The sequence below is a fragment of the Sorangium sp. So ce1014 genome, from assembly GCF_051521505.1.
Taxonomy (GTDB): Bacteria; Myxococcota_A; Polyangia; order Polyangiales; family Polyangiaceae; genus Sorangium.
On record NZ_CP150356.1, the window covers coordinates 9,394,474 to 9,412,263 of the forward strand.

The following is a 17,790-nucleotide window of genomic DNA, read 5'->3' on the forward strand; positions in this document are numbered from 1 at the left end:
GACAGGGCCCACCTTGCCCTACTAGGATCCCCGCGGAATGGTCGTTGGCTCCGCGCGGCGCCTGATCTGGGTTGTTGACGACAGCCCTGTCGACGCCGAGCGGGCGCGCTGCGTGCTTGCGCGCGAGTACGACGTGGAGGTGCTCCGCGACGGATCTGCGGCGCTGGAGCGCTTCTCCTCCTGCGCGCCGCCCGACGTGATGGTCCTCGACTGGATGATGCCGGCCGTGAGCGGCGTCGAGGTGTGTCGATTCCTGCGCTCCGAGGCCGCGGGCGCCCAGAAGCTCGGCATCTTGCTGCTCACGGCGCACCGCCACACCGATCAGATCGTCGAGGGGCTGTCCGCGGGCGCCAATGACTATCTCGCGAAGCCCTACGGGGACGAGGAGCTCCGCGCGCGCGTCGCGTCCCTGGTCCGCTGGCGGGCGCTGCTCGAGCGCGCGGAGCAGGCCGAGATGGCCAATCGGAGGCTGCTGGAGACAGCCCCCGATCCGCTGCTCGTGCTCGACGCCGAAGGGCGCTTCAGCTTCGCGAACGAACAGGCGGTGGCCGCGCTCGGCGTCGGGCTGGACGCGCTGATCGGGAGGGCGCTCACGGAGCTGATCCCCGATCTCCGCGCGGGCGGTCCCCCGCCCTCGCCCGGCGAGTCCGCGCTGCCGACCGGGGATGTGGAGCTCCGCGGCCGGCTCTTCTCGCCGACGCTGAGGGTGCTTCCCCTGGACGGCGCGGAGAGCACGATCGTCTCGCTCCGCGACGTCACCGAGCGGCGCCTGCACGACGAGCGGCGGCTCGATTTCTACTCGATGGTCGCGCACGACCTGCGCACGCCGCTGAACGCGATGACGCTGCGGGTCGCGAACATGCTCGCCAGCGAGGAGCTCGCGCAGCAGCCGTCCCTGCTCGGGGACATGCAGAAGCTCGATCAGCGCCTGCAATCGCTGGTCGTCATGATCAACGACTTCCTCGAGCTCGCGAGCCTGGAGGGGGCGAGGCGCCGCATGGGCCGTGAGGAGGTCGATCTCACGCGCTTGATCTGGGCCACCATCGAGGACTTCCGGCCGCTGCTCGAGGAGAGAGGCCAGACGTTCGCCGGCCCGGCCCGCCGGGACGACGCCGCGGTGCTCGGCGACCCCAGGCGGCTCGGTCAGGTGCTCTCCAACCTGATCGGCAACGCCATCAAGTTCACGCCTCCGGGCGGGTCGATCGCGGCGCGGGTCGAGGTGAAGCCGCGCTGCGTCGAGGTCTCGCTCGAGGACACGGGCCGCGGCGTCGCGCCGGAGGTCGCGGCCACGCTGTTCCAGCGTTACCAGAGGGCCGAGCACAGCGTCGGCGGCACCGGCCTGGGGCTCATGATCGTCAGGGAGATCGTCGAGGCGCACGGCGGCGTGGCCGGCGTGGAGAGCTGCCCTGGGCGCGGCAGTCGCTTCTGGTTCCGCCTGCCGCGCAGCCGCGGGGCGGCGCTCACCGCGCCTGCCTGAGCTCACCGCCGGACAGGGCGCCGCGCCGGCGCGGGCCGCGCTCAGCGGCCCCGGGCGTCCCGGGAATCACTCGAGCAGGCTGCGCAGCATCCACGCGGTCTTCTCGTGGAGCTGCAGGCGCTGGGTGAGCAGGTCGCAGGTGGGCTGATCGTTGGCCTTCTCGGCGACCGGGAAGATCTCGCGCGCGGTGCGCGCGACGGTCTCGTGGCCCTCGACGAGGCGCTTGATCATGTCGGTGGCCTTGGGGATGCCGTCCTCCTCCTTGATGGAGGCGAGCGCCACGAACTGCTTGTACGTCCCCGGCGCGGGGAGGCCGAGGGCGCGGATGCGCTCGGCGACGAGGTCCACGGCGAGCGCCAGCTCGTTGTACTGCTGCTCGAACATGAGGTGCAGCGTCTGGAACATGGGCCCTGTGACGTTCCAGTGAAAGTTGTGTGTCTTCAGATAGAGCGTGTACGTGTCGGCGAGAACACGGCCCAGCCCCGCGCCGATCTGCTCGCGGTCCTTGGCGTCGATTCCGATATTGATCTCCATCATGGCTCCTCTCGTGTCGTGCACTCTTGGCTCGATGGGCCGCAAACGGCGCCGGGAAAGCCCTCCCTGCGGCGTCTCCCCCCCGCGCTCCTGGCGGCCCGCCAATCTTCCTCCTCGCGTCCCCCGCGTCAATCAGCCCCCCCGCTCTTTCCCAGAAGCAGCGGAGGCCCCTCAGGCCTCGCCGATGCTGCGCATTGACAGCATTTCAATCGGGCGCAGCCCGAGCAGGCCATACGACCTCTCCCAGCGCTGCTCCGCCGCCACGTCGAACAGGATCCGCTCGTCGAGGGGCACCGGCAGCCACGCGCCCGAGGCGATCTCCCTCTCGAGCTGCCCTGGCCCCCACCCGCTGTAGCCGAGGAGCACCGTCCTCCGCCGCGTGTCCGTCGCGGCCGCGCCGCGCACGGAGTCGGCCGCGAGCGCGTCGAACGCGCTCCGGGACGACGTGACCCGCACCCGCGAGCCCACCGGGATCACGCCCGTCTCCTCGGCCCCGAGCGCCGGATCGAGGCACAGGATCCACCCCGAGCTCGGCTGGACCGGCCCGCCGAGGTAAACCGGCGCCGGGTCCTTCAGGTCGTTGCCGTAGCCGGCGAACGACAGGAGCTCCCCGAGCGACATCGGCGCCGGCCGGTTCACGACGAACCCCAGCGCCCCGCCCTCGCTGTGGACCGCCAGGAGCACGACCGTCTTGTCGAAGTTCGGATCGCCCAGGGGCGGCGACGCGATGAGGAACCCAGGGGCCAGCACGCTCGCTTCGCGGTTCATCGGTGATCCTCCCTCGCAACGGCCAACCGGCCACTTCGTCCCGCACGAACCTGCCTGCCCACGTGGCGGGGCCGGACGGGGAGCCGTCCGCACCTTACCCCCGCGCGCCGCGGCAGGCGATTGGGATCTCCCTCCCGGGCCGGGACGAGGGGTATAGTGCGGCCATGTACACGGTCGGCGTCCGCGATCACATCATGGTGGCCCACAGCCTCAAGGGCGAGCAGTTCGGCCCTGCACAGCGCCTGCACGGCGCGACCTACACCGTCAGCGTGGAGGTGGACCGCGAGGAGCTCTCTCCGCTCGGTCAGGTGGTCGAGACGAGCGTGCTGCGCGACAACCTGCGCGGCGTGCTCGCCGAGATCGACTACCGCAACCTCGACGATCACCCGGCCTTCGAGGGCAAGCGCTCGACGCCGGAGCTCATCGCGCGCTACATCCACCGCGAGCTCGGCCGCCGGCTCCCGCTGAGCGCCGGCACCACCCTGACGATCACGCTGCATGAGTCCCCCCTCGTGTGGGTACGCTACCGCGCGCCGATCCGCGGCGCATCGATGATGCCGACCGAGCTGGCCTGATCGCCGCTCTCCGGGCTTGGCACGGGGCCCTGGCCGCGGCACAAGAGCGCGCCGATGACCGAGCCGGTCCGCACAGCGCCGATCGTCCTGAGCTTCCAGGGCGGCACCCTCCGCATCGAGGGCGTCGCGCCGCGCCCCGCGCTGGCGCCGGCCGGCGAGCTCGACAGCAGCGCGCTCGCCGCGGATGCGCCCTCCGCCAACGAGCGCGGTGGACCGCCGGGCTCGTCCGCGGAGGGCGCGCCGCTCGACCCCGCGTGCCTCCCCGCGTCGTGCCGCTGGGATGCGCGTGAGCGCGTCTACCGGGTGCCGGCCATCGACTACGCCGAGCTCGTCCTCAGGCTCCGCGCCCGCGGCGTCCCCTTCACCGACGCGGCCCGCCGGTACGAGGCGCTCCCGCTCGCGCCGCTCGCCAAGCACGATCCCTTCCCGTACCAGCGCGAGGCGCTCGACGCGTGGGCCGGGCGGCGCAGCCGCGGTGTCGTCGTGCTCCCGACGGGCGCGGGCAAGACGTTCGTCGCGACGCTGGCGATCGCCGCGCGGCAGCGCAGCGCGCTCGTGGTCGTCCCGACGCTCGACCTCCTGAACCAGTGGTACGACGGGCTCTCCGCCGCGTTCGGCGTCCCGATCGGCCTGCTCGGCGGCGGCTACCACGACGTCCTCGACCTGACGGTGACCACCTACGACTCGGCGCACGCGCACATGGACCGGCTCGGCGCCCGCTTCGGCCTCGTGATCTTCGACGAGTGCCACCACCTGCCGAGCCCCTCGTATGCGCTCGCCGCGAAGATGTGCCTCGCGCCCTTCCGCCTCGGCCTCACCGCGACCCCCGAGCGCGCCGACGGCCGGGGCTACGACGATCTCATCGGCCCGATCGTCTTTCGCCGCGAGATCACCGAGCTCTCCGGGCAGTACCTCGCGGCCTACGACGTCGTCCGGCTCGACGTCGCGCTCTCGGAGGACGAGCGCGCCGCGTACGAGGCGGCGCGCGCCGTGTACATCGGCTTCCTGCGCGCGAACGGCATCCGCATGCCCGAGGGGTGGGGGCAGTTCATCATGCTGAGCTCGCAGTCCGACGCCGGCCGCCGCGCCTTCGAGGCGTACCGCCGCCAGCGGAGCCTCGCCCTCTGCGCGCCCGGCAAGATCGACGTCCTCGCGCGGCTGCTCCACGCCCACCGCGCGGATCGCACCCTGGTCTTCACCGAGGACAACGCCACGGTCTACCAGATCTCGCGGCAGTTCCTGCTGCCGGCGATCACCCACCAGACCAAGGTGAAGGAGCGCAGCGCCATCCTCGAGGCGTTCAACCGCGGGACGCTGTCGGCGGTGGTCACGTCGAAGGTGCTGAACGAGGGGGTCAACGTGCCCGAGGCGAACGTCGCGATCGTCCTGTCGGGCAGCGGCTCGGTGCGCGAGCACGTCCAGCGGCTCGGCCGCATCCTGCGGCGGAGCGAGAACAAGACGGCGATCCTCTACGAGCTCGTGGCCCTCGGCACGAGCGAGCAGCGGGTGAGCGACAAGCGCCGGGAGCACGTTGCTTACCAGTGACCTCGTCCGCGTCCGCCGGCGGGGCGGGCTGGTGATGCCGCAGTACCTGCGCGGCGCGGCCGCCGAGCGCCTGCTCCCTGTCGCGCGCGCGTACATCGACATCCTGTCCCAGCGCGTCGGCGAGAGCCGCGACGAGATCGAGGCCGCGCTCGACGCCATCGAGGTGCCCGCGCGGGATCGCGTCGCCGCGCTCGGCCTGAGGAAGGTGCTCGAGGACGGCTGCGACTACGAGGTGCAGGAGGGCGTCGATCCCGAGGCGCTCCGGCGCGAGCTGTTCCTGGCCGCGGCGGCGGCGCACCGCGCGCTCGACGTCCGCGCCCGCTTCGACCGCGCCGCGGTGCTCGACGAGGTGGCCGCCCGGCTCGGCGCGACGCCGGCGGCGATCGAGGCGGGGCTCTACGCCGACCTGCGCGGGGCCGAGATCCTCCGGCGCGCGGCCACGGAGGCGCCGGAGATCCTGCTGGATCGGTACAACCTGGCGCTCGCGCAGTCGATCCTCCTGCGGGCGACGCAGGTGACGATCCGCGTCGAGGGGGAGAGCGCCCCGCGGTACCGGCGGCTCTTCCGCGCGGCCCGGTTTCACGGGCTGATCCACGTGGTCCAGGGCGATCCGGTCACCGGCTACACGATCGTGCTCGACGGCCCGTTCAGCCTGTTCGACGCGGTCCAGCGGTACGGCTTGCGGCTCGCGATGTTCCTGCCGTCGGTGCTCGCGTGCGCCTCGTTCCGGCTGCGGGCCGAGCTGCGCTGGGGGCGCGACAAGGAGCCGCTCGCGGTGGAGATCGGCCCGGCGGACGGCCTCCTGTTCCACGGGCGCGAGCTCGCCGAGACGACGCCCGAGCTGGAGGCGTTCTGCGAGGGGTTCAGGAAGCTCGGATCGCCCTGGACCGTGTCACCGAACGAGCGGCTGTTCGCGCTGCCCGGAGAGGTGGTGTGCGCCCCGGACCTTGTGTTTCAGAACGCGGAGACCGGGGAGGAGGTGTACCTGGAGGCGTTCGGGTTCTGGAGCCGAGACGCGGTGTGGCGGCGCGTCGAGCTGATCCGGAGGGGGTTTCCAGCGAGGATCCTGCTCGCGGTCGGCAAGCAGCTCCGCGTGAGCGAAGACGTGCTGGGGGAGGACGAGGCGGGGGAGATCTATGTGTACCGGGCGACGATGTCGCCGCGGGCGGTGCTGGGGCGGCTCGACGGCAAGCGCGGGGGGGCGTGAGGAGCTCTCACGGCTCCAGGGTCGCGTAGGCCGCCGTCCACGCCCGCTTCCCGTCCGGTCGCGTGATCCGCGCCCGCACGTAGCGCTCCCCTCCGCGCAGCCGGTACGTCGCCCGCCCCGCCAGCGGCTGCTGCCGCTCCAGCACGCGCCCACCCCGCCCGACGAACTCGACCACCGCGCCCGTGGCCACCGGCCACACCGAGAACGCGTCGTCGGCGACCGTGAGCCTCCGCAGCCGCGCGCCCGACGACGCGTAGAGCCGTCCCCGGGCGAGCGCGCTGCAGATCGCGGCGCGCGACACCTCGCGCGAGAACACCTCGACGAACCCCCGGCCGGGCCCCGCAGGCGGGGCGTTCGAATCGGCCACGAGCTGGTGCAGGTCGTCCACCGCGACGCCGACGATCCCCCCTCCGGCGAAGCCGCGCGCCGTCAGCAACGTGTCCCACAGCGCCTCGTGCGACGGCCGCGTCGCGTCGCCCGCCGTGTACACGTACGGGTGCCCGCTGTGGATCTCCAGGAGCTCCGCCGCGGGCGCCCCAAGGATGTCGCCGGCCGAGAGCGCCCAGTCGAAATTCGGATGGTTGATGAGCGCGACGCCGCCCTCCGCCCGCACCCGCCGGATCGCCCAGCTCAGCGCCTCGCCCTTGGTCGGGAAATCGCCGCCGCCGATCGTCCGGCCCGTGCAGAGCGCGTTCACGTGCACCGGCCGCCCCTCCGCCCACATCGAGATCTCTTCACCGGGGATGACAGCAAAATTCGACCGCGCCTGGAGCTCCTCGAACATCGCAGGATCGACGCGCCGGTTATGGTCTGTGAGGGCCACGAACGCATACCCGTTGTCGCGGTACCAGCGGACGACCTCGCGCGGCTCGCTGTCCCCGTCGCTCAGCGATGTGTGCGTGTGGAGGTTCCCGCGCTGGAACACCTGCACGTCGAGCGCCTTCTCGAACCGCAGGCGGCCCGTCGGCCCGTCCGGGAGGGCGGCCGAGTCGGAATCGGAAGCGGACGAGGCGCGCACCTTCCAGCAGGCGAACGCGAAGATCGCCGCTGCGCCGATGAAAAGGAGAGCTCTCGAGCGTCCGCGCGTCCTCATAGGGATGACCAGGACAACAGTATACAGAATGCATCTGCCACCACCAATTCAATGCGGCGCCTCGACTCCTCGGCTCTCCGGCGCGCCCCTTCCCCGCCCGCCGCTCCCCCACCGAACGTCGCGGCGCCCTCACACCCGGCTGCCTACGTCCTGCGCGCCGCGCCCCTGGCCGCCGCGCGCCGCTCACCATGGCGGCCGCTCAGCGGCCGTCGTCGTTCTTCCCGAGCCAGCCCTTGCGGCGGTAGTACGTGAGCAGCCCGATGACGCTCGTCAGCATCAGGCACCAGACGAGCGGATAGCCGTAATACCAGTCGAGCTCCGGCATGTTGAACGGCGAGCTCTCGTGGTGGAAATTCATCCCGTAGATGCCCGCGATGGCGGTGACCGGGAGGAAGATCGTCGAGATGATCGTGAGCACCTTCATGATCTCGTTCATCCGGTTCGACATCCCGGAGAGGTGGAGATCCATGAGGCCCGAGCTCAGCTCGCGGTAGGTCTCGATCATGTCCATCAGCTGCACCGCGTGATCGTACGTGTCGCGCAGGTAGAGCCGCGTGTCCTTCGTGATCATCGGGTTGTCCTCGCGGATCAGCGCGTTCACGAGGTCGCGCTGCGGCCAGATGGCGCGCCGCAGCGTGAGCAGATCCCGCTTCAGGTCGTGGATCGGCTTCGACATCGAGCGCTTCGGGTCCAGGACCTCGACCTCCAGGTCCTCGATGCGCTCGCCGAGCCGCTCGAGCACCGGGAAGAAGCCGTCGACCACCGCGTCGAGCAGCGCGTACGCCAGGTAGTCGGCGCCCCGCTGCCGCACCGCGCTGCGGCCGACGCGGATGCGCTCCCGCACGGCCTCCATCACGTCCCAGTCGGCCTCTTCCTGGACGGTCAGGACGAAGGTCTTGCCGACGAGGATCGCGAGCTGCTCGGTGCGCAGCTCGCAGCGCTCGGTGACCTGCGCCATCCGCGAGATGATGAGGACGTGCTCGCCCCCGTAGACATCCGCCTTGGGCCGCTGGGGCACGTTGACCATGTCCTCCAGCGCGAGCGGGTGGATCTTGAAGATCTCGCCCAGCCGCTCGAAGGTGGCCTTGTGTCCGAGCCCTCGGACATCGACCCACGTGATGGAGGGCCGGTCGTCCGTGAGGTACGGGATGCACTCGTCGAGGGTCTGGATCTCCTTCTCGGAGACCACCTCGGCGTCGTAGTCGATGACGAAGATCTTCGGCCGCCGCGTGTCCTCGATGACGAGCGTCCCGGGCGGCGACGCCGGCGGCGGCTCGTGCCCGAGCCGATCGCGCCTGGGCCGCTGCGTCCGGTCGAGGTCGGTCCGCTCCTGGGTCCACGAGGTGCGCATGGGCGGCTCGCTGCTGCGCCGCGAGTCAGGGGGTAGCGTGGTGCTCGTCACGGGGGCGGGATGGTAGACCAAGATCTCCCGGCAGCGAGGGCGCACTGGCGCTCGCTCCGCGGCGCCGCGTGGCGTATGCTGATCGGGCCGCGGAGGGGAACGGGCGCTCGCAGGGCCACCTCGTCCTCCTTGTCCTGCCGGCCGGGGGAGCGCGGCGAGGCGCGCCGGTCTGCGCCTCGCGCCCTTGCCCTTCTGGATGCCCATGGGAACGACCCTCGACATCGCGATCGGCCTCATCAGCGTCTTCTTCCTGCTCAGCGTCCTCTGCTCGGCCATCTACGAGGCGCTCGCCGGCGTCTTCCGGCTGCGCGCCCTCAACCTCGCGCAGAGCATCGAGATCATGCTGGCCGATCGCGCCCTCGACCCGCACGTGCTCCGGTCCCTCGCGGCCCGCGATGCCGCCGCGCACGCGGCCGCCGCCCCGCGCGAGCCTGTCACGACGCGCGTGATCCGCCGCGCGGCCGAGCTCGTGCGCGTCCGGCTGATGCCGGGACCGCCCCCGAGCCCGCTCGCGGCGGCGTTCCGGCAGCACCCGCTGATCAAGGACCTCAAGTACGGCTGGGTGGGACCGTCCTACATCCCCTCGCACGCCTTCGTGGCCGCGCTCCTCGACACCCTGCGGCACATCGAGTGGCACAACGGCGACGCGCCATCGCGCCCGCAGGCCGGCGCCGCCGCGCCGTCGCTCCCGCAGGCCGGCGCCGCCGCGCCGTCGCCCCTGCTGGCGAGCGCCGCGGTTGCCCTCCCCGCGCCCGCCGCGCCTGCGCCGGCGGGCGACGCCGCATCCGCACCTCCGCCTGCGGGCGACGCGGCGTCCCTGTCGCCGGCGAGCGCCGCTGAGCCTTCCCCCCCGCCCGCCGGCGCCGCGGCGCCTCCGCCGGGCGGCGAGGCCGTGCTGCCGAGCCGCGACGAGGAGCCCCTCGGCGAGCTGAAGGGCCTCATCGAGCGGATGCCCAGGGAGAGCGATCTCCGGCGCGCCCTCGCCACGATCGTCGACGGCACGGTCCGGGACCTGCGCGAGGCCAACATCCGGCTGGAGCGCTGGTTCAACGACGCCATGGACCGGGCCGCCGGGCGGTACAAGCGCCGCACGCAGCTCCTCATCAGCGCGACGGCGCTCGTCCTGTGCATCGGGTTCAACGCCGACAGCATCCAGCTCGCGAGCGCCCTCTCGCGCGACGCCGTGGTCCGCGCCGCCATGATCACGGCGGCGCAGGAGATGGCGAAATCGGCGCCCCGCGCCGCCCCGCACACCGGTGGCATGGACAAGGACGAGGACGTCATGGCCGCGCTCGCCCAGGGTGGAGGCGCGCACTCCCAGCTCACCGGGCTCGATCTCAAGATCACCTGGGGCGTGCAGGCCCCCGAGCAGACGAGCACCCCGGGGCTCTGGAAAGCGCTCTCGGCGATCCTCGGCCAGGGCCTTGTCGCCTGGATCCGCGGGGTGCTCGACCGGCTCCTGAGCCCCGGCATCCTCATCACCGCGGCCGCCGCCTCCCTCGGCGCGCCGTTCTGGTTCGACCTGCTCAACAAGCTCGTGAACCTCAGGACCGTCGGCAAGAGCCCCGAGCCCTACGAGCCCCCGAAGGGCGCCGGACCGGACAGCAGCGTGAACCGCTGACGCCGTACCGAGTCCATCGGCGCGGGCGGCGACGGCGCCCGCGCCGAGCGACGCTTCAACACGCGATCGGGCTGGATACCGGGCCAGGGGGGCTGGGCCCAGCAGCGAGCGGGGTCAGGGGCACGTCGCCGAGTCGTCGTTGTCTATCAGGTCCGCTCGTGGAACGCCGGTCCGCTCACGGAGCGCTCTCGCTTCACAGGTGGGGAGCTTCGGGTTCGTTGTGATCGCGAGATAGAAGTGGATCCGCTCGAGCGAGGAAAGTCCATCGATGCGGGTGAGCTCCGGGTTGTTCGAGATGATGAGATCTTCGTCGATCACCTGGAGCGCAGAAAGTCCGTCGATGGAGGTGAGCGCGGCGTTGTTCGAGATGGTGAGATCTTGGTAGATCGTCTCGAGCGCCGAGAGCCCCTCGAGGCTCTCGAGCTTCGCATTGTCGATGACGAAGAGGTTGGCGAGCTGACTCAGGCCTTCGAGGCCCTGCAAGCTCTCGAGCATCGGGTTGGACCGGAGCGCCACTTCGCCCGTGGCGGTCAGGTTGCGCAGCCCGCCGAGGCTCACCAGGGCGGAGTTGTCCTCGATCCGGATGCCGCCGGCGCGCACCGTCGTCAGATTCTCGAGTCCGTCCAGGTCAGCGAGGCGGTGGTTCGAATGGATGATGAGCGCGCCATCCACGGTCTTCAGGCCTTGAAGCCCCGTCACGCTCGCGAGCGCACCGTTGTTCATGATCGTCAAGCTCGCCGCGATGGATTCGAGCCGCTCGAGCCCCTCGAGCGTGGAGAGGTTGCGCGTGTACCGGATGGTGACCGTGCCCGTGACGTGCCGTAGACAGCCAAGGCGTTGCAGCCGAGTCACCTCTTCGCTGAGCATCAGGTCCCCCTGGACCTCCGAGATGAGCGGCAAGTCGTCGACATCGACCTGGTGCATCAAATCGAGCGAGCCCGAGTTGGGCCGCGCCGTGGCGCAGTCCAGCTCCGCGGGCGCCCCCGCGCTCCCGCCCCCGCCGCTCGTGCCGCCCGAGCTCGCTGCCGCGCCGCCGTTGCCCGACCCAGCCGAGCCGAACATGCCACCCGTGCCGGAGCCCGTGCCCATGGTTCCGCCCGCGCCACTTCCTCCAACACCTCCTCCCGTCGCCGCGTCCCCGGCCTCCCCGGAACCGTCGTCCGCGACGCCTGGATCGTCAGGAAGCGTCCTGCCGCAAGCCAATGGGACTCCTGCTGCGACGAGCCCGGCCGCCGCAATCGACGCCCAGTACCCGACCCGCCTGCTGCACACCGGCCTCATCGGACCTCCAGCACCCCACGCTGCAAGCGCCTGGGGTCACATAGTGTCATTTCGGATGCTCCCCTGTAAACGCATGGGGTCACGTAGTGTCATTTCGGAGGCTCTCCTGTAAACGTCCGGGCACACGTAGTGTCACTTCGGAGGCCTTCCTGTAAACGGTCGTTCACACGTAGTGTCACTCGGCCGGATGCCCGGGCCGCCCCTCACCGCTCGCCGCGGTCGAGCCACGCGCGCGCGTCCTTCTCCAGCAGCGGATCCCCGAGCCGCACCGACAGCTCCAGCAGGTCCTCGTACTCGCGCCGCGCCAGCGCGTCGTTGCGCGCGTTCTTCAGCAGCATCGCCGCCGCCCAGCGGCCCTGCAGCACGTCGCGCCAGTAGCCCTGCTCCTCCGCCCGCGCGACGAGCTCCTTCAGCCGCTCGCGCGCGTCCCCCGCCCCCTCCACCCCGTCGAGGTACGCGAGGAACATCCGGTTCGAGGCCGCCACCCGGTCGTACCCCGCCTCGTCCGCCCGCTGCAGCGACTCCGCGAACAGCGCCCGCGCCCGCGCGTGATCGCCCTGCCGGACGCACGCATAGCCCAGGTTGTGCAGGTTCACGACCCCGTCGAAGCGGAGCCCGAGCGCCCGATCCAGCTCGAGCGCGCGCTCGCTCGCCCGCACCGCGGCCCGGAAATCCCCCGCGTAGAGCTCGACCATCGCGAGCAGCTTCGCCCGCACGGCCTCCACGCCCAGGTCCCCCGACGCCGAGGCGGCCTCCGAGCGCGACAGCGCCTCCATCGCGCCGGCCCGATCGCCCGACGTGGCCCGCGCCAGGGCCACCGACAGCAGCCCCCGCAGATCCTCGATCGGCCCGAGCGCGTCGAGGTCGAGCGCCGCGCGCCGCGCGCGCGCGAACTGCCCCTGCAGGCACGAGACCTCCACGTCCACCATCAGCGCCTCGCGCAGGAGCTCGCGGCGCCCGACCGCCATCTCGACAACGTCGTCGAGCAGGTCGTGCGACAGCCGGAACAGGTTCGTCGCCCCGAGCGCGCGCGCGAGCTCGATGCGCGCCTTCACCCGGAGCTCGAGCGACGCGCCCGCGTCCACGCGCGTCAGGATCCGGTCCGACACCGCCGCGAGCGACGGCGCGCGCCGCCCGTGGCCGACCGCCCTCGAGAGGATCGCCACCCACCCGCCGAGCTCACCCGGGTCGCGCCGCGCGACGTCCGCCAGCTCGAACGCCCGCGTCATCGCGGCGATCGCCCCGTCGAACTGGCCCACGCGCGCGCGCACCCCCGCCGCGCGCGCGAGGTGCCCCGCCGCGCCGTCGGCGTTCCCGAGCGCGAGCGCCTCGTCCGCCGCGCGGCCGAGGTGCCGGTCGACGAGCGCGAGCGCCGCCGGATCGTCCCCGCCCACGCGCTCCAGCCACTCGGCCGCGAGCCAGTGGCCGAGCGCCCGATCCGCGTCCGTCAGCATCTCGTACGCCGCGTCCCGCACGAGCGCGTGGCGGAACGCGAGCTCCACCTCCCCCCGCAACATCGACTCGGGCCGCGGCTCGAGCAGCTCGCGCTTCTCCAGCGTGAGCAGCCACGACTCCAGCTGCGGCACCTGCCCGCCCCCGCCGAGCAGCGCCTCGAGCCCCCCTCGCCAGAACACCTCGCCCATCACCGCCCCGGCGCGCAGCACCCGCCGCGCCTCGGGCTCGAGCGCCGCGATCCGCGACTGCATCATCGCGAGCACCGTCTCCGGCACCTCCCCCGCCCGCCGCTCCACCGTCGCGCGCACGAGCTCCTCGAGGAAGAACGCGTTGCCCGCCGACCTGTCGATCAGCGCCGCGAGCTCGGCCGCCGGGAGGTCGTCGCCGAGCACCTCCCGCACGATCCGCTCGCACGCGCGGCGCGACAGCTCCCCGAGCCGCATCTCGGTCGCCTCGCGCTCCTCCCACAGGTCCGGGAACGCCTCGCGCACCCCGGGGCGCGCCAGCGCCAGCACCATCAGCGGCTGGTGCCGCAGGTGCCGGAGCGCCGCGTCGATGGTGTCCACCGTGCCGCGGTCGCTCCAGTGCACGTCGTCCAGCACGATCAGCACCGGCTGCGCGTCGCTCTCGGCCCGCAGGAGGTCGAGGAACGCCCGCCGCGTCTGCTCCTCCAGGACCGCGCGGTCCTGCCGGGCCGCCCGCAGCGCCGAGCTCTCCGGGAACGGCGCCTCGCAGAGCTCGCCGAGCAGCTCGGTGATCCGCTCCCGCGCGGCGGCGCCGACGTGCCGCGCGACCCGCGCCGCGAGCTTCTCCCGCCGCGCCTCGATCAGCTCGTCGCCGAGCAGGCCCGCCTCGCGCCGCACGAGCTGCGCGAGCAGCCCGAGCGCCGCCCCGCCGCGCATCGGATCGCCGTGCGCGCGCCACACGGCGACCGGCTCGCTGCGCGCCCCGACCCGCCGGATCAGCTCGTTGCCGAGGCGCGACTTGCCGACGCCGGCGCCGGCCGTGACCAGCACGACGCGCGCGACCCCCTCGGTGGCGCACTCGTCGAGCAGGTCCTCGAGCGCCCGGAGCTCGCGCTCGCGCCCCACGCACGGCGTCGCCTTCCCGAGCACCTTGCGCCCGCCGTCCTCGGGCTCGCGCGCGCCGAGCAGCGTGGGGCCCTGGCTGCCCGCGGCGATCTCGAAGCGGTCGCCGAGGAGCGCGGCCGTCATCCGGTCGATGAGCACCGGCCGGCCCGACGACGGATCGTCCGTGGCGTGGCGGACGCGCGCGTCGAGCAGCGCGCCGGCGCGGTCGATGACCTGCCCCACCGCCTGCGTCCCGGCGATGACGTCCCAGCCGGTCGCCAGCGCCACCCACGCCCCGGGCAGGAGCGCGTGGATCGAGAGGGCGCAGCGGGCGGCGTTGCCGGCGAGGTCGGTCGGCGAGCCCGCGCCGGCGACGACCGCGGCGACCGAGCCGTCGGCGAGCACCTCCAGGACCGCGCCGTGCGACTGCGCGGCCTGCCGGACCTCGTGGAACGGCGTGGTCGGCGGCGGCGCCGGCCGGGGCTTCACCAGCGGCATCGGCGCGAGCAGGTCGGCGGGCAGCGCCTCCTTGCTGCCGGACACGACGGTGGCGTGGTGGCCCGACAGCATCGTGTCGTTGATCCGCGGCGGCGGGCTGAAGAGCCCCTGCGGGCGGCCCGACGGCGGGCCGCGCTTGCCGGCGCTCATCTCGGCCGCGAGGACGACGCTGACGAGCCGCCGCTCGCTCTTCGTCAGCGCGGGGGTCGGCAGGCCGTTGCCTGTCGACATGTTGCCCTCGACGACGCTCAGCATCCGGAGCTCGGCGGCGACCTCGCCCGCGTCTCCGGGCCGCTCCGCGGGGTTCTTCGCGAGCAGCCGGGTCACGAGCAGATCGAGCGGCGGCGGGATGTTCGGGCAGAAGGTGCTCGGGCGCGGCGCGGCCTCGAAGAGCACCTTGGCGAGGACGGACAGCGGGTGCTGGGCGACGAACGGCGAGCGCCCGGTGAGGCACTCGAACAGGAGGCACCCGATCGAGTAGAGGTCGGCGCGCGCGTCGACGTCGAGGTCGCCGCGGACCCGCTCCGGCGCCATGTAAGCGGGCGTCCCGATCGCCGCGCCGGTGAGGGTAAGCTCGTAGGTCGCGTCGGCCTGGCGTGCGATGCCGAAGTCGATGAGCTTCGCGCTCCCGATGTCGCCGCGGGGCAGGAACACGTTGGTCGGCTTGAGGTCGCGGTGCACGATGCCGCGCGCGTGGACGGCGGCGAGCGCCTCGGCGACGCGGCCGACGAGCATCAGGCTCGGCTCGATCCCGAGCGGCCCGCGCGACAGCCGCGCGCCGAGGTCCTCGCCCTCGAGCCATTCCATGGCGAGGTAGTAGAGCCCGTCGGCCGTGACGCCGTGGTCGATGTAGCGAGCGACGGCGGGGTGCTCGAGCTCCGCGAGCAGGCGCGCTTCCCGCTGGAAGCGCACGACGTGCTCCCTGCCCTGGTTGAAGATCACCTTGAGCGCCACGGCCTGGCCGCTCTGCCGGTCGACCGCCCGCCACACCGCGCCCATCCCGCCGGAGCCCGCGAGGCGTTCCAGCTGGAAGCGGTTGGCGAGGACGTGACCTGAATGCATGGCGCAAGTATCGGGGTGCTGACCTTCGCGGTCCAGAGCGGCGTCACGCAGCTCTCGCCCTCCCCGTCCGTGGACACCCTTGCTGGATCTCGCGCCAGCGCGCCTGTCGGTCTCGCGTGGGTCCGAGTGGGCCCGGGCGCGACGGCGCGGCGCGCCGCCTGCGCCGCCGCGTCGGGGGCCTCAGCTGGCGAGGCGCTCGATCCGCGCGTCGACCTCTCGCTCGGCGTTCAGCCAGTCTTCAACGGGGTTGTTCCGGAAGCCGGCCCTCTCGGCATATCCGTAGGCCACCTTGGCGATCACGCGGTGCCGCTCCTCGCGCGACGGGCGCGAGGGCGGAGGCGCGGCCTTCGGGGCCTCGACGCGCGCGCGGTCGGCCGCGCGCGCCGCGGCCGGAGAGGGCCTCTCGACGGCGGCGGGGGCGGAGACCGCGCTCGGCGGCTGGGCCGACGTGGCCGGGGCAGCGAGCGGGCTCGGGACCTTGGTGGTCTTCGTGCGGGCCGGGGTCTTGCGCTTCGAGCTCATCTCGTCGTCTCTCCTTTCGGGTACACGGGTCGACTAACCCAGGTCCGCGCTCACGCACAAATTTTGAGCACGTAGTTCCTCGTCGGGCAATCGACGCCGGGCGACGCCCTGATGACGCCCGGCGACGCCCTGATGGCGCCCGGTGACGACACCCTGGCGGCGCTCGGCGACGCCCGGTGACGCCCCGTCGGGATCTCCCTTCCACCAGAGCGTGGTTCGCTGTAGAGTGGATGTCGCTGACCGGGTGAGATCATCCGGCATGTGTCAGTCATCGTCTCTCGGTGGTCCTCGTCGCCGCTCGTCCGCCATCGTCCATCGTCGTTCCTGGTGGCTCATCGCTGGTCACCGCCTGCGCTGAGGACAGCACGGTAATGTAGATAACGGCAGATGCGGCGCCCGCCGTCTGCCCTCGAATTATCCACGAATCGAGGAGATGCGATGTGGAAGAATGCGCAGCCCCTTCCCGGCGCACGGAACACCTCCGCTGGCTCGGCGGCGGGATGACGCGGGTCCTCTGGCTCGAGGATGACAGCGAGGTGCGCGTCGTCGGCGCCTCGGAGCGCTGGGTGCGCGCGATGGAGCGGCTGCGCGAGCTCTCGGGGCACGAGCGCGCGCCGCTGCTCATCGCGGGCGAGCCGGGCACGGGCAAGGAGCTCTGCGCGCGCCTGCTGCACGCGGCGAGCCCGCGGGCGGGCGGGCCGTTCGTGGCGGTGAGCGCGGCGCGCCTCCCGGCCGAGCGCCTGCGGGAGGAGCTCTTCGGCGTGGGGGCGGGGCTGGCGGTGGGGGCGGGGCTGGCGGTGGGGGCCGGGCTGGGGGCCGGGGCCGACGGGCGGCATGCGGCGCGCCCGGGGCTGGTCGAGCTGGCCCAGGGGGGCACGCTGTTCCTCGACGAGATCGGCGCGCTCCCGCTCGAGCTCCAGCCGCGGCTCCTCGGCGTGCTCGACGGCGAGCCGCTCTGCCGGAGCGGCGGCGGGGAGGCGCTTGTCGCGGACGTGCGTATCATCGCCGCCACGAGCCGCGATCTCGCCGCGCGCGTGCTGGACCGCTCGTTCGACGAGGGTCTCCATGGGCGCGTCAGCGCGCTCGGGCTCGCGCTCCCGCCGCTGCGCGAGCGCGACGGCGACGTGCGCCGGCTGGCCGAGCACTTCCTGGAGCGCCAGAGCGTCGCGGCGGGGCTCCCGAACGGCGGGATCTCCCCGCGCGCGCTCGCGCAGCTCGAGGCGTACCCCTGGCCGGGGAACGTCGGCGAGCTCCGGAGCGTCGTCGAGCGCGCGTTCCTCCTGGCGCACGGCGCGCCGCTCGATCTCGAGCACCTGCCGCCCGAGATCGGCGCGCCGCCGCCGCGGCGGGCCGCGCCGCCGCGGTCGGGCCCGCCGGGTGCGCTGCGGCCGTCGCCTCCGGCGCGGGGCAGCGCGTCGCTCGGGGAGGCCGTGCGCCGGCACATCCTCGCGGTCTACGCCGCCCAGGGCGGCAACGTGACCCGCACGGCGAGCGCGCTCGGGATCACGCGGGTCTCGCTTCGCCGGCACCTGCGCCAGTACCTCGCCACGGGCGCGCGCGACAAGGAGCCGTTGAGCAGTCGCTAGATCTGCGGGCTGCTCGGGTCGCGTCGGCATACGCATCGCCGGCGCAGGAGGGCGCCCGTCGGACGGTGATGGCTTGGGGTTCTCCACAAGCGCC

Annotated in this window: 13 protein-coding genes; 6 read left to right on the plus strand and 7 right to left on the minus strand. The window is 72.9% G+C overall.

Annotated features, from left to right (window positions below):
* Positions 1–37: 37 nt before the first annotated feature.
* Positions 38–1,477: an ATP-binding response regulator gene (locus WME75_RS35625; protein WP_437480372.1), complete on the plus strand. Its 1,440-nt coding sequence runs from the start codon at positions 38–40 to the stop codon at positions 1,475–1,477.
* Between the two features lie 66 nt (positions 1,478–1,543).
* Here the strand turns inward: WME75_RS35625 and WME75_RS35630 are convergent, their stop codons facing one another.
* On the minus strand, positions 1,544–2,011 hold the full coding sequence (locus tag WME75_RS35630) for a Dps family protein (RefSeq protein WP_437494989.1): 468 nt from the start codon (positions 2,009–2,011) through the stop codon (positions 1,544–1,546).
* Between the two features lie 171 nt (positions 2,012–2,182).
* Positions 2,183–2,779, minus strand: a complete 597-nt coding sequence (locus WME75_RS35635) for a YqgE/AlgH family protein (RefSeq protein ID WP_437480375.1) — start codon at positions 2,777–2,779, stop codon at positions 2,183–2,185.
* Positions 2,780–2,943: 164 nt separating this feature from the next.
* On the opposite strand from WME75_RS35635, the gene WME75_RS35640 reads away from it, so the two are divergent.
* The 3 genes from WME75_RS35640 to WME75_RS35650 are packed head-to-tail and all read left to right on the plus strand — an operon-like array spanning position 2,944 to position 6,106.
* Positions 2,944–3,354, plus strand: a complete 411-nt coding sequence (locus WME75_RS35640; protein ID WP_437480378.1) for a 6-pyruvoyl trahydropterin synthase family protein — start codon at positions 2,944–2,946, stop codon at positions 3,352–3,354.
* A 54-nt stretch (positions 3,355–3,408) separates the two neighbouring features.
* Positions 3,409–4,899 carry a DEAD/DEAH box helicase gene (locus WME75_RS35645; protein ID WP_437480381.1) on the plus strand — a complete coding sequence of 497 codons (1,491 nt, stop codon included), beginning with the start codon at positions 3,409–3,411 and terminating at the stop codon, positions 4,897–4,899.
* The gene (locus WME75_RS35650; RefSeq protein WP_437480384.1) at positions 4,886–6,106 is read left to right on the plus strand and encodes a DUF790 family protein; all 1,221 of its coding nucleotides are present in this window, start codon (positions 4,886–4,888) and stop codon (positions 6,104–6,106) included. The genes WME75_RS35645 and WME75_RS35650 overlap by 14 nt, the downstream gene beginning before the upstream one ends.
* A 7-nt stretch (positions 6,107–6,113) precedes the next feature.
* Here WME75_RS35650 and WME75_RS35655 read toward each other — a convergent pair whose 3' ends face one another.
* Positions 6,114–7,199 (minus strand): PHP domain-containing protein, encoded by a 1,086-nt coding sequence (locus WME75_RS35655; RefSeq protein WP_437480386.1) that lies wholly within the window; start codon positions 7,197–7,199, stop codon positions 6,114–6,116.
* Positions 7,200–7,398: 199 nt separating this feature from the next.
* The gene (gene corA / locus WME75_RS35660; protein ID WP_437480389.1) at positions 7,399–8,601 is read right to left on the minus strand and encodes a magnesium/cobalt transporter CorA; all 1,203 of its coding nucleotides are present in this window, start codon (positions 8,599–8,601) and stop codon (positions 7,399–7,401) included.
* A 202-nt stretch (positions 8,602–8,803) separates the two neighbouring features.
* Here corA and WME75_RS35665 point away from each other — a divergent pair, with 202 nt between their 5' ends.
* Positions 8,804–10,222: a hypothetical protein gene (locus tag WME75_RS35665; protein WP_437480391.1), complete on the plus strand. Its 1,419-nt coding sequence runs from the start codon at positions 8,804–8,806 to the stop codon at positions 10,220–10,222.
* Positions 10,223–10,336: 114 nt separating this feature from the next.
* On the opposite strand, the gene WME75_RS35670 is transcribed toward WME75_RS35665, so the two are convergent.
* From WME75_RS35670 to WME75_RS35680, 3 genes are all read right to left on the minus strand, one after another.
* The gene (locus tag WME75_RS35670; protein ID WP_437480394.1) at positions 10,337–11,311 is read right to left on the minus strand and encodes a hypothetical protein; all 975 of its coding nucleotides are present in this window, start codon (positions 11,309–11,311) and stop codon (positions 10,337–10,339) included.
* A gap of 395 nt (positions 11,312–11,706) precedes the next feature.
* Positions 11,707–15,588 carry a protein kinase domain-containing protein gene (locus WME75_RS35675; protein WP_437480397.1) on the minus strand — a complete coding sequence of 1,294 codons (3,882 nt, stop codon included), beginning with the start codon at positions 15,586–15,588 and terminating at the stop codon, positions 11,707–11,709.
* A gap of 180 nt (positions 15,589–15,768) precedes the next feature.
* Positions 15,769–16,110, minus strand: a complete 342-nt coding sequence (locus WME75_RS35680; protein WP_437480399.1) for a DUF2934 domain-containing protein — start codon at positions 16,108–16,110, stop codon at positions 15,769–15,771.
* A gap of 440 nt (positions 16,111–16,550) precedes the next feature.
* Here WME75_RS35680 and WME75_RS35685 point away from each other — a divergent pair, with 440 nt between their 5' ends.
* Positions 16,551–17,696 (plus strand): sigma 54-interacting transcriptional regulator, encoded by a 1,146-nt coding sequence (locus tag WME75_RS35685; RefSeq protein ID WP_437480402.1) that lies wholly within the window; start codon positions 16,551–16,553, stop codon positions 17,694–17,696.
* Positions 17,697–17,790: the final 94 nt, after the last annotated feature.